12 protein-coding genes are annotated in these 12,481 nt (G+C 57.9%); 2 read left to right on the top strand and 10 right to left on the bottom strand.

Features of this window, described 5'->3' with window-relative positions; all coding sequences use genetic code 11:
* Nucleotides 1-4: 4 nt before the first annotated feature.
* Nucleotides 5-1,183, top strand: coding sequence for a CAP domain-containing protein (locus tag ROSERS_RS21225; RefSeq protein ID WP_232282700.1), 1,179 nt, complete (start codon nucleotides 5-7; stop codon nucleotides 1,181-1,183).
* Nucleotides 1,159-2,001: a 2-succinyl-6-hydroxy-2,4-cyclohexadiene-1-carboxylate synthase gene (gene menH / locus ROSERS_RS21220; protein WP_011958796.1), complete on the top strand. Its 843-nt coding sequence runs from the start codon at nucleotides 1,159-1,161 to the stop codon at nucleotides 1,999-2,001. The genes ROSERS_RS21225 and menH overlap by 25 nt, the downstream gene beginning before the upstream one ends.
* A 43-nt stretch (nucleotides 2,002-2,044) precedes the next feature.
* On the opposite strand, the gene ROSERS_RS21215 is transcribed toward menH, so the two are convergent.
* The 10 genes from ROSERS_RS21215 to ROSERS_RS21170 form a co-directional block, all read right to left on the bottom strand.
* Nucleotides 2,045-3,244, bottom strand: coding sequence for a hypothetical protein (locus tag ROSERS_RS21215; RefSeq protein ID WP_011958795.1), 1,200 nt, complete (start codon nucleotides 3,242-3,244; stop codon nucleotides 2,045-2,047).
* A 3-nt stretch (nucleotides 3,245-3,247) separates the two neighbouring features.
* Nucleotides 3,248-4,522 carry a 6-phospho-beta-glucosidase gene (locus ROSERS_RS21210; RefSeq protein ID WP_011958794.1) on the bottom strand — a complete coding sequence of 425 codons (1,275 nt, stop codon included), beginning with the start codon at nucleotides 4,520-4,522 and terminating at the stop codon, nucleotides 3,248-3,250.
* 56 nt (nucleotides 4,523-4,578) lie between these two features.
* Nucleotides 4,579-5,544: an iron-containing alcohol dehydrogenase gene (locus tag ROSERS_RS21205; RefSeq protein WP_011958793.1), complete on the bottom strand. Its 966-nt coding sequence runs from the start codon at nucleotides 5,542-5,544 to the stop codon at nucleotides 4,579-4,581.
* The gene (locus tag ROSERS_RS21200) at nucleotides 5,544-5,954 is read right to left on the bottom strand and encodes a very short patch repair endonuclease (RefSeq protein WP_011958792.1); all 411 of its coding nucleotides are present in this window, start codon (nucleotides 5,952-5,954) and stop codon (nucleotides 5,544-5,546) included. Before ROSERS_RS21200 ends, ROSERS_RS21205 begins: the two co-directional genes overlap by 1 nt.
* A 3-nt stretch (nucleotides 5,955-5,957) precedes the next feature.
* Nucleotides 5,958-6,821: a hypothetical protein gene (locus ROSERS_RS25380; RefSeq protein ID WP_011958791.1), complete on the bottom strand. Its 864-nt coding sequence runs from the start codon at nucleotides 6,819-6,821 to the stop codon at nucleotides 5,958-5,960.
* On the bottom strand, nucleotides 6,784-7,971 hold the full coding sequence (locus ROSERS_RS21190) for a DNA cytosine methyltransferase (protein WP_011958790.1): 1,188 nt from the start codon (nucleotides 7,969-7,971) through the stop codon (nucleotides 6,784-6,786). Before ROSERS_RS21190 ends, ROSERS_RS25380 begins: the two co-directional genes overlap by 38 nt.
* 258 nt (nucleotides 7,972-8,229) lie before the next feature.
* The gene (locus tag ROSERS_RS21185) at nucleotides 8,230-9,315 is read right to left on the bottom strand and encodes a branched-chain amino acid ABC transporter permease (RefSeq protein WP_011958789.1); all 1,086 of its coding nucleotides are present in this window, start codon (nucleotides 9,313-9,315) and stop codon (nucleotides 8,230-8,232) included.
* Nucleotides 9,316-9,318: 3 nt separating this feature from the next.
* A complete protein-coding gene (locus tag ROSERS_RS26530) occupies nucleotides 9,319-10,878 on the bottom strand; it encodes a branched-chain amino acid ABC transporter permease (protein ID WP_011958788.1) in 1,560 nt (519 codons plus the stop codon).
* Nucleotides 10,879-10,888: 10 nt separating this feature from the next.
* Nucleotides 10,889-11,593 carry an ABC transporter ATP-binding protein gene (locus ROSERS_RS21175; protein WP_011958787.1) on the bottom strand — a complete coding sequence of 235 codons (705 nt, stop codon included), beginning with the start codon at nucleotides 11,591-11,593 and terminating at the stop codon, nucleotides 10,889-10,891.
* 9 nt (nucleotides 11,594-11,602) lie between these two features.
* Complete coding sequence (locus ROSERS_RS21170) at nucleotides 11,603-12,373, bottom strand: ABC transporter ATP-binding protein (RefSeq protein ID WP_011958786.1); 771 nt, start codon at nucleotides 12,371-12,373, stop codon at nucleotides 11,603-11,605.
* Nucleotides 12,374-12,481 lie beyond the last annotated feature (108 nt).

Raw genomic sequence — 12,481 nt, 5'->3', positions numbered from 1 at the left:
AGGCATGGCTATTGAAGGGCGTATAGTGCGCGCGCAGCAATTTGAGCGCAATCGCCTCGAACTGCATCCAGGCAATCGTCCGCCCTACGATGTCTTACTGGGAAGACTGGGCGCCGAGCGTCTCTCTCAAATGGGACGCGACTGGCAATCCTTTCCGCAGAGTCAGCCACAACCAGGATGCCGTTTCTTTCCAGAGACAGGTCACAATGTGTGTGGGGATATTCTTGCTGCATGGCGGGCGAATGGACTTGAACTCGATGGTCGGCGTGGTACGACCGAGGCTGAGAGTCTGGCGCTCTTCGGTTTGCCGTTGAGCGATCTTGTTTCAGAAACACTGAGCGATGGCAAAACGTATCAGGTGCAGTGGTTCGAGCGTGCGCGATTCGAGTTGCATCCGGAACTTGCTCCTCCTTACCATGTCTTGTTGGGGTTGCTGGGCAATGAAACTCGGCACAGTGGGCAGGCATCGCAACAACCATCCCTCCCATCGAATGACTGGCTCGCACAGGTCAATGCATATCGCGCCCGTGCTGGTGTTCCGCCGGTCACTGCCGATCCGACTTTGAATGACAATTGTGTTCAACATGCGCGCTATATGGCGGAAAACGGAGTGCTGACCCATGACCAGAATCCGTCGCTTCCCTGGGCTTCTGGAGCAGGGCAGACATGTGCCCAGAAAGGAAATGTCTGGCTGGGTTCGGGCAACGTCTGGAAACCGCTGGACGCGATAGATGGCTGGATGATGTCGGTTGGACATCGGGCCTGGTTGCTGTATCCAACGACTCCGACCTTTGGGTTCGGATTTTACCAAACGAGAGGGGTCAGCGCTGCCGGGTTGGATGTTCTGACACATGCTCGATTGGATCAGGATACGACCTTCCCCGGTTGGCCAGTACGGTATCCTGGAGGCGATCAGCAGGATGTCCCTCCGATACAGTTGCCAATTACCCTGTTCTGGCCATACTTTGGTCCGACGCCTGTTATCAGCAGTGTAAGCCTGCGCACAGGGTCAGGAATGTCACTGCCCCATTCTGCAACAACGAACCTTCCTGCCGGTCACAAAGGCGTGGCTATCATACCCGCTCAGGCGCTGCCGCCATTTACGACCATTGAAGCAACGGTCACCGGAACCTATGATGGTCGACCTTTCAACGTCACATGGCAATTCACAACCCGCAGATGAGCAGCACAATCGAAACCTCACCCGCGACCGATATTTCCTATCACGTCACTGAGACCGGCGCTGGCGATCCGCTGGTGCTGCTCCACGGTTTTACCGGCAGCAGCGAGAGTTGGGCGGAGGTGACCGATCAATTATCACACCGGTTTCGGGTGATCCGGATCGATCTGCCGGGACACGGACGCACGCCTGCGCCGCCGGACCCGGCACGCTGCACGTTGCCGCTGGTCGCTGGCGATATTGTCGCCCGGCTGCGCGACCTCGGAGCCACGCCAGCGCATCTGGTCGGGTATTCGATGGGTGCGCGCCTGGCGCTGGGGATTGCGTTGCTGTACCCGTATGCGGTGCGGACGTTGATCCTGGAAAGCGGATCGCCGGGATTGGCGACTGAAGTGGAACGCGCCACGCGGCGTGCGCTTGACGAGGCGCTGGCGACTCGCATTGAGCAGAACGGAATCGTTGCATTTGTGGAAGAATGGGAGCGACTGCCGCTGTGGGAGAGTCAACGGCGCCTGCCGGAAGCGGTACAGCAGCGGCTACGCGCACAGCGCCTGCGCAACACTCCGGCAGGGCTGGCAGCCAGTCTCCGCAGCATGGGGACGGGCGCGCAACCGTCGTTTTGGGACGACCTGCCGTGCCTTTCGATACCGACCCTGCTGATCACCGGTGCGCTGGATGAGAAGTTTACGGTAATCGCACGCGACATGTGCACGCGCTGCCCGGTGATGACCCATCATGTCATCGAGGGCGCCGGGCACGCGCCGCACCTCGAATGCCCGTCAGAGTTCGTGAAGCGGGTGGTTGAGTTCATCGACTGCTGAGATGTTGCCCGTCAACCGCGGGCGCGTCCCCCGGCAGACGCGCTCACGGATGATCTCCGATCAACTCCCGCGCCGCTGCCAGGATGCGTGAGCCAGTGGTCGGTCCGACTGACATGCTCTCTTCATACTGCCTGCCAGGGTTCAGGTAATCGGCGGGGGGCACGAATTCGTCATCGGGCAGGATGTAGCCGATTTCATCGTCCGCCAGACCGACGAGAATCTTGCAGGGACCGGGCATTGCGGCTTTGATTGCGAACCCCAGCCGTGGCAGCAGTTCGCCGGGAACGGTAATGATCTGCGCTGCACCGAGATCGATGAAGGTGCACGAGGTTGTAATCGCACCGTTCACCGGTTGGCGCACCCGCAATACTCCCATCTGCTGCGCCATGAGCAGCAGCGGATTGACCAGCGGCAGGTCGAATTCGGTGCGCCGCACTTCCAGGCGATCAGCATTGATCACCGCCGACGCCTCCAGTGCCGCCAGTGCTGCATCGGCATAGGCGCGCCCCATGCGCTCCGCCCAGGCAGGGGTGCGGTCGCGCGTGTCGGGGGATAGCATTCCGCCCAGCGCGCCAGAAACATGCAACGCCACTCCGCCGACCCGCGTTTCCACTTCTCGACACGCATACCCGGCATAGTCCGCCGAGATCAGCGTGCTGTCGCCGTCCAGCACTTCTGGATGGCACGCCAGGTTCAGCAGAGTGGCGATCACTTCGCCATCCAGTTTCACAAACTGGAGCGCCGCCACGTCATCATCAACAATGCCCGGATCACGGAAGTTGGCGATATATCCCGGCAGACGGGTCATTGCGCAGCGCATGCGCGCCGGGCAGCAGAATGTCAGCGCTTCTATTGCCGCATCGACGATTGCCTGTTTGACCGCTGCCAGGTAGAGCGGATCCACCCCGCTGACGTACCGGTCTGGTCCCCACAATCCCAGCGTATCCGGTCCGCTGTGGGTATGGGTGCAGGCGACAACCAGACCGGACGGATCGATGCCGCGCGCATCGAGCGCAGTGCGCACATCGAGCACATCGCTGCGGTCGAGACCGATCAGGTCACACACGGCAATTACCGCAATCCGCTCATCGAGGCGCAGCGCAAGCGCGCGCACATACAGGTCGGTGTCAATCGCTGTAGCGCGACGGTTATTCTGAAATCCCGCCAGAAAAACCGGACGGGCATCGAGTTGTGGAGTAATCCGGCGCATCGCGGCGCCAGCGAGCAGGGCAGACGCATTCATACGTTACCTCTCGAAGGTCGGAAGCAAACCCCGGTTCGTTCGTTTGATATCCTCCCACACCGTCTCAACGCGCGCTGCATCCGGTCCGAGCGGGTTGGTGAGCAGCGCCAGCATTGCTGCATCCTCGTCGCCCTCGACCGCCGCTTTCACGGTCAGCAGTTCATACGCTTTCACCTGACAGGTCAGACCATGGAAGATCGGCTCTAGTGGCGCAACGGGGATAGGCGTTGCGCCATGCTTCCCGACCGTGCATGGCATCTCGACGACCACATCATCGTCCAGGTTGGGGATAGCGCCGTTGTTGCGCGTATTCACAACATGAATGGCGTTGTCGCCGGTGTGGAGCGATTCGATCAGCGCCGCAGCCGCTGTGGAGTAGTACGCTCCGCCGCGCTCCATCAGTTCCGGCGGCATCTCGCGCAGCGTCGGGTCGGCGTAGCGCGCGAGCAACCGTCGCTCGACATCCATCACCACGTCGGCGCGGGTTGGCGCACCGCTCTCCTGCTGCGCAATGATCTGCGGGGTAAGGTAGAAATAGCGCAGGTACGACGAAGGAATGGCGCGCAGCATCTGGATCAATCGGGGTGGGAAATGGATCGGATCCTCGTCGTGGCGCAGATGCTCGACATATGCCTCGAGTACGGCATCAGTCGCATCGTCGCCGTTGATCGTCACGCGACGGATCCAGTTCAGATGATTCAGCCCGACCTGCTCGATGAACACCTGTTCGGGTGGAACATTGACCATGCGGGCAATCGCGCGCTGCGCATTGATCGCATTGTTGCACAACCCGATCACCGGCACGCCGCCATGACGCGCCACCGCCTCGGTGACAAGACCTGCCGGGTTTGTGAAATTGAGCAGGATCGCCTGCGGTGCGATTGCGCGCATATCGCGCGCAATGTCGAGCGCCACCGGAATGGTGCGCAGCGCCTTGGCAAACCCGCCGACGCCGGTCGTCTCCTGCCCGACAAGACGATGCCGTCGTCCAAGCAGTTCGTCATTGCGACGCGCCTGCTGCCCGCCAACACGAAACTGAGTCACCACATAATCGGCGTCTTCCAGCGCCAGCTGCCGGTCGGCGGTCAACTCGACGCGAAATCCGGCGTTTGCATGGCTGACCATGCGTTGTGCGAACGAACCGACAATCCGCAGGCGTTCCTCATCAGGATCGACCAACCACACTTCGTGCAGATTCAGGATGGGACTCCGGGCGATCAGACCTTTGATCAGTTCAGGGGTGTAGGTGCTGCCGCCGCCGATGACAACGATCTTCATATTTCACCTCGCATCCAGAGGACTGCCCCGCATTGTACCACCGGGCAGCGCGCAGGTTACAGGTCGTGAGCGGTACTGAAGGCGAGATGGTGGCGTCGAACATACGACGGCAACTCCCGGATCACCTCTTGCATGACCGTTTCCGGCACGCGATCAAGCGGTACGCCAGCCTGGATCAGCGCCTGCTCCAGCGGAGCGACATGCTGCCCCTGCCAGGCGGCAGCGCGCAGGATTGCCGGTCCCACCAGGTCGCCGTGGGCGTGACCGCTGCCGATCGACGGATGCGCTTCCAGCGCATACGCCAGATAGTGTTCTGAACCTTCCTCCGGTCGGCTATGCCCGATCAGATTGCACAGCTGCACTTCGAGCGCCAGGAGCCGCAACAATTCACGGATGCCCTCCGGGTCGCCGCGCCCTGCGGCTTCGGCAACAGTGATCGCGCCATTGAGGATCGCCTGCGCTGCCATGGCAACCCACGGCGTATACCGTTGCTCTGGCGGATTCATGCCGCGCTCTTCCGCGTACCGCCAGTCGTGGAGCGCCGTAGCGATGGAGAGCAGGTCACACACGCCTGCGGCGCGAAGATGGGGCGGCGCGTGCGCCAGAAACCCGTCATCGGCGTACACAACCTGCGCCGGACCGGTGTCGAGATACGCCACACATCCGTTGCGTCGGACGCCGCTGACCCAGGTGAAGTGGGCATCAACCGAGAGGGCGGTCGGAATCAACGCCAGCGGGAGACTGCGGCGCCAGGCGACGTACTTCGCCGCATCCGCCGCCAGACCGCCGCCGATGCCGTAGATCACCTCAGTTTCGGCGGGCACGGTGCGCGCCAGTTCCTCGAAGTGCATCTCGCTGGCTTCGCGCGGCTCGGCGCTCCAGACGACCGGCAGATGCAACCCGGCATGCACGGCGGCGGCAAGCGCCGGTCCACTGGCAATCCGGGCAATGCGCCGCTGATCGACCAGCGCGTGCAACGGCGCCTCGACAATTGCGGGAATGGGATGCAGGCGGTGAGACATCAGGAGGTCAGGAAGCCTTTCAGTTTGTCGACCAGTTTTTCGCGATCTCTTGTTTCACATTCCCACACGATCAGCACATTCCAGCCCAGATATTCCAGTTTGTGCATATGTTCCCGGTCACGAAGCATATTCCGATCCAGTTTTTTATTCCAGTATTCGGTATTGCTCGATGGTCGCGCAGCATGGGGACACCCTTCGTGCTGATGCCAGAAACACCCATGCACAAATATAACTTTCTTATGCTTCTTAAGGACAATATCAGGTTTTCCAGGTAAATCTTTGACATTCAATCGAAATCGATACCCCATTTTATGAATTAACGATCGCACAAGACGTTCTGGCGATGTATTCTCGCCACGAACTTTTGCCATAATGCGGCTGCGTTCTTCAGGATTGAATACATCTGGCATAACTTAGCGCTTTATCTTCGTCCAATCTGAAGAAGCAATTTCTATTCCATTACGAGCAAAAATTGTGCGCCTTTCTACATAATTTTCGTTCTGTCTCACTTCTATACTCAACCCCACCACATCATCAGGTTGGCAAGAAAATGTATCGTAAAGAACCTTAAGAAACGCAACTTCCTCAATCTTCCAAACGTTTGGACGAGGATTTGTGCGAACCTCTGGTACAGTTCTAGGGAAGAGATACAAACACGGTGGTGGAACATAAAAACTATCGCCTATATTAGTTACTTTCGCACGATTTTGAGACAACTTCGGGCAGATGCGACCTTTTGTTCCACAGAGCATATCCCATATAATCAATCCATCCACACGCTTTTCTTCTTTAATAATTTCTGCACTTAGCCGGGTATGTATGCCTGACCAGGCATTGTGACGCGGATCTGCGCCGGGATTCTGGCAGAGTGACCAGAGAATGAATTCGTCTGCATTCGCGGGTCTTTCGAAGATATTTGTGTTATTGCCATCAAGACATCCTTTTGCTTCAAAAACACAAATACGACCGTCGATGTGAACTTCATAATCGTGGCGCTCTCTAGTGCCCCTGAAATCCCATCTCTCTATTCTTTTGTTCTGTTTCAGGTATTCAAGAACTCGTTCGATGAATCGACGCTTCTGAGCCATGCTAGCCGCCTGTTGTCCGCGAAGACGCTCGATAGCGCCACGAAAAAGTCCCGAAGCCCAAAACTCCTCCTCGCTCAAACCATGATCGCCGATCATATGCGCTTGATTCTTGAGCGCTTGCGCATACGCATCGATCAAACGCCTTGTCTCATCAGATAAGACACAAGGTATGATTTCTTTTGTCGACATATCTATCACTCTCTGCGCTCTCAACACGTCCTGTTGCAAGCGGACGCAGAATATGCGTCTCCAGCCAGGAAACAACCGGCACCGCAACGGCGTCGCCCATCACGTGATACCCATCATTATACCGTTCCGGCAGCCAGTAGCTGTCGGGTAATCCCATAAGCCGCGCCGCTTCGCGCACGGAAAGCAGGCGGGAGCGAATGGTATCACCCTCGACGACCAGGATGGTCTGTCGGCTGGAACCGCCAGCAGGCGTGCGTAAACAACCGCTGATGCCATCAAACCGAACTTCTGCGCGCTGGCGCTTGACGCCATTCTGGGTGCGCGTTCGCTTGTACACCGTGCCGATGTGCAGGCGACCGGTTGCCTGAGCGTGACGTACTTTGGCGATATTGACCGGGGACATCAGTGTCAGAAGACGGAGCGTTTCTTCCTGGCTATGCCAGGACACGCCGATCGGCTCTGGATCGATCACGTCCTGCAGCCGCAGCCGCGCATGATCGGGAACAGGGAGATTCCACCAGATCCACCCTTCGCGCATCGACGGCGACAGGCGACGATACGCGCGAACGACCGGAATCGGATGCCAGATGGGGTGCGGCGTGCACATGGTGAGTTCATCCGGTATCGGCAGATGGTCTTTGACGGCGATGATGAAAAGCCTTGGTCGCGATTGGGGAACGAAATGAACCGCATCGACAACCATCGCGCCCAGGCGGTATCCTTCCGTAGTAATAACAGTTATCAACTCCTGGAAATCGTGACCGTTATTTGAGGTAAGGAGACCAACAACATTCTCGATGGCAATGATAGGAACGCCTCGTCCTTCCCGGTTGAGCGCCGTGATCAGGTTCCAGAAGGGCCAGAATGTGCCGCTGCGTTCGGCGCGAAGCCCCCCGCCCTTCCCCGCAAGCGACAGATCCTGACAGGGGAATGATGCCCATGCCAGCGTGGCGCGACCGGGAAGCATCGCAGTCGTGATGTGACGAATATCCTCGACAACCATCTCTGGAGCGCCGGAAAAGTTGCGCTGGTAGACCTCCGCTTTCTTCTCATCGATGTCATTGGCAAACAGGCATGTCCACTGCCGGCCCAAACCAAAGCGGGCAAGACCGCCGCCAGCAAAGAACTCGTAGAAGGTCAGATTGGTCATGGTCGGACTCAAGATAGAACACGAAAACGTGTAAACATTCTACCACACATGCCTGTTTTCTGCACCCTATTACGATAGCCCATTTGTATCACGTTCGAGAATAGTCGTCAAGGTTGCCGGTTGCAGTAGGGTGGCGCGACATCGTCTGTCGTCACAGGCAAGCACAGGCATGAGCATGCTGATGTCGCAGGATCATTCGCCTTCTTGCTCTCTTATGCTCTCTCATTCGGATGTTGACCGGATGGCTTTATCATGCCGCTACTCTCTGGATGCGCGACGTTCGACGTTTACACCGACCATTTCCAGTAAGCGCTGCCAACCCTGGCGCATGCGCGCTATGGAGAGAGACGCCTTGAGTTGCCACGTTCCGACAATTCCATAGGGAAGAAAGAGCACAATCAGCACATAGATCGCGCCGTTGACAAAACTGGCGCTCTCTCCCAGGTAGCGCCGCAGTCCGAAGTCGAGCAGGCGGAAGATCGCTGCGCCTGCCAGCGCGCCGTGGAGTGTGCCCACGCCTCCGATCAGGATCATCAGCAGGGCAGTGACGGTGAAACCCAACCCGGCGATGTCGGGACTGACGATCGGTTGATAGATGGTATGCAGCGCACCAGCTATTGCAGCGGTGAGAGACGAGAGGATCAGCGCCGCCAGTTTGAACAGGAACGTGTTATACCCCAGCATCTGCGCGCGCCCTTCGTTCTCGCGGATCGCTTTGCATACCCGCCCCAGGGGCGAATCCACGAATCGGCGGTAGATCAGGTAGAACACGACCAGTATCGTGAGCGTCACAAAATACAGACGGAGACGTTCCGTAGCCGGGCTGATGAAATCAGGGATGATGACCCCCTGCAACCCCACGTCTGCACCGGTGTAATCGCCCAGTTCACGCGACATGACCACAATATGGAACACGCTCGACAGACCCAGCGTGACCAGCGCAAAGGTGATCCCCTTCACGCGCGGCAGCACAATGCCGAACAACAGCGCCTGCGCGAGAGCTGCCAGCATCAATACGCCAAAGGTTTGCCACAGGTTCAGCCCGAAACTCTTAAGCGCGATACCGGTCAGGTAGGCGCCAACCGCAAAGAACATACTGTGCCCAAACGACAGCAGGCCTGTAAAACCGAAGATCAGGTCATAACTCAGGGCATACAGCGCCAGAATGAAGATCTCGATTGCCAATCCCTGAATAAATCTGGACATACCGCTCTGGTTCGACCACACCTCGAAGGGTGACGCGCCCTCGAACAGCCCGATAACAAATGGCAGGAGAACCAACGCCAGCAGCGTTAGCAGTGCAATGCGATACCGTTGCACGAAGGAAGAACCGGACGTTGTCATCGCTTATTCCTTCCTGCCAAGCAGACCGTTGGGCAAAATGAGCAAAATGATCACCATGAGCAGAATAGTCGATGCGGGCACCAGCGGCGGCGAAGGTTTGAAAACAATCCCGGTCAACGGGATGGCAATGCCAATCTGACCGTACTTGATGATGAACTGCTGAAGCATTCCGACCAACAACGAACCGATTGCCGCGCCGGGGTAACTGGTTAATCCGCCGATAGCCAGCGCAATAAGCGCATTGAGCAGAAAACTTTCGCCCATCGTGTTGGAAAGCCCGATCGACGGCGCCGCCAGCACACCCCCCAACGCCGCCAACCCCACGCCCAGCGCAAACACCATTGTGAACACCCGTCGCACATTGATCCCCAGCGCCTCGACCATCTCACGATCCTGCACGCCAGCGCGAATGATCATGCCAAGGCGAGTGCGCCTGAGCAACAGCCACACGGCAATCAACACAATCAGCCCGACCAGGGGGATAAACATCTCATTGTAGATGCGAATGCGCCCACCCTGGAACAGCATCGTCGAACAACTATTCTGCAGCGCCAGCCAGAGCGACTCTGCCGGACATCCCTCGCCGCTTCCGGCGAACAGCGCCGGTTTGGGCATGGTGAACTCGGGACGCCCCCAGATCGCGCGCACTATCTCAATCCCGATTGCGCTCAGCCCCAGAGTGAGCATCAACTGATAGATCGGGCGCACATACAGCGGTCGGATCAATGTCGACTCCATCAGTGCACCAAGCCCCATACCGCTCAACACTGCCGCCAGCACTGCGATCAGGAACAACCAGTTGGTATCCAGTGCAAACAACCACGCGGTGAGCGGCTCATTGACGATAAACACAACCAGCCCTCCCGCAATAAGACTGGCAAAGGGCACACCATGACGCCACGATACATGTGCTGCTGTATGGATGTGGCTCTGCCCTGGCAGCGTCAGTCCAAACGCTACCAGCATACTTGCCAGGATCAACCCGCCGAATGCTATCAGCGGAGAGCCATCACCAAAGGTGGCAGGCGCAGGGATCACGCGCTGCCCCTGACTGGCGAGAAATGAAAACGTGACGGGACTTTCAGCATAATTCTCAAGACTCCAGGACGCAATCGGGTAGCCACGCATGACCCCAAAGCCGATCAGCACACCGGGCATGATCGCCACCCACGGCAACACCCGCCTCCACACGCCCGACTGCGGTACGCGCCGCGCCAGCAGTCTCCATACGTCCCCCAGCGTGAATCCACTGATGATCAGCGCAAGCGGCGTCAGAATATCCACAAATGTATCAGGACGTACATACACTGTCCAGCCAATGTACGCGCCAACCATGAAAAGTGTGCCGTGCGCCAGATTGAGCACGTCGAGCAACCCAAAGATAAGCGAAAAACCGGACGCCACCAGGAATGTCAACGCTCCCACTGCCAGACCACGCAACAGGGTTATGACGAAATCCTGCCAGCTCATACCGCTTGCGGCTGCAACAAAGAGCATGAGCATGACTGCCAGGGTGATGATCAACACCAGGTTTTTGCGCATGATCGCCGGTATCTGTTCCATGAGCCGCCTCTTACGCTGCCCCTAAATAACGGTGAATCGCCGCTTTATCGTTCACCAACTCCTGCATACGGCCACTCTGCACCGATCGCCCTTCTTCGATGATGACATAATACTCCGCCAGTTGACTGGCGACCAGAAAGTTCTGTTCGACCAGGACAACAGTGCTGTCGGCAGCCAGATGGCGAATGGCGCCGATCAGTCCTTCGATGACGACCGGCGCTAACCCTTCGCTTGGTTCGTCGATCAACAGCAAACGGTTATCGGCGACCAGTGCACGCGCGATCGCCAGCATTTGCTGCTGCCCGCCCGACAAATTGGCGCCACGCAGATGGATCAGGCGCTTGAGATCGGGGAAAAGGGAGAAGATCATCTCCTGTTTGCGCACATAATCGCCTTTTTTGCGTTCGGCAATTTTCAAATTCTCCTCGACGGTCAGATCGCGGAAAATAGCGCGATGCTCCGGCACAAAACCAATCCCTAGCGAAGCAATCTCGAAGGGGCGCATGCCGTTGATTCTGCGACCTTCAAAACGAATCTCGCCGATACGCGGTGGCGTCAATCCCATTATCGTCTTGAGCGTGGTGGTTTTGCCCGCCCCGTTACGCCCGAGTAACGCAGTGATTGATCCCACGGGAACGGTGAAGCTCACTCCCTGCAAAATATGGTATTGCCCGATAAAGGTATGAATGTCGTGAAGTTCCAGAATCTGCGTCATGAGTTCAGGTTACATGCTCAACTGATACAGTCCACCCAGATAGGCAGTTTGCACTTCTTCATTCGCCGCGATTTCAGCAGGCGTTCCTTCGGCAAGCACGCGCCCCTGATGCATCACCGTAATGGTATCGGAAACGCTCATCACCACGTTCATGTTGTGTTCCACCAGCATGACGGTTTTCTCGCCACTGCGCTGAATGTCCTGGATGAGCGCAATCAGTTCGGGCACCTGTTCGGCGGCCATTCCGGCGGTCGGTTCGTCGAGCAGCAGCACCTCCGGATCAGGCGCCAGGATCATGCCCAGTTCCAGTTTGCGCTGATCGCCATGCGGCAGGGTGCGCGCCGGTGCGAATGCGCGTTCTTTCAGCCCCACCTTCTCGATCACCTCCCAGGCGCGCGCTTCATACCTTTTGAAATGCGCTGCTGGACGCCAGAACTTGAAGTTGTCGCCGCCCGTCGCCTGCGCTGCCAGACGGATGTTCTCGAAAACGGTGAGATTGGGAAAGATGTTGGTAATCTGGAAAGAACGACCGATGCCCAGATGAATGGTTCGGTGGACTGGCTGACGGGTGATGTCGCGCCCCTTGAACAGAACCTGTCCGCTGGTCGGTTCCAGGTTGCCGCTCAACAGGTTGAACAGCGTGGTTTTCCCCGCGCCGTTGGGACCGATAATGGCATGCAGCGAACGTCTGCGAACCCTGATACTCACACGATCCACCGCTACCAGCGCACCAAAGGCTTTGGTCAGGCTGCGAGTTTCGAGAACAATATCGGTATCCATGCCGGAGTCCGGCGTATGATGCGTTTCACCAATCTCTGAAGGAATTGTACTGCAACCTGTAGCGCCTGCTGCGAGACCTCGCGCTGCTCACATGTGCAGGGGCGGGAT

It is taken from the genome of Roseiflexus sp. RS-1 (assembly GCF_000016665.1).
Taxonomy (GTDB): domain Bacteria; phylum Chloroflexota; class Chloroflexia; order Chloroflexales; family Roseiflexaceae; genus Roseiflexus.
Note: the sequence above shows the minus strand (reverse complement) of the source record. Positions and strands in the feature narration are given on the sequence as shown.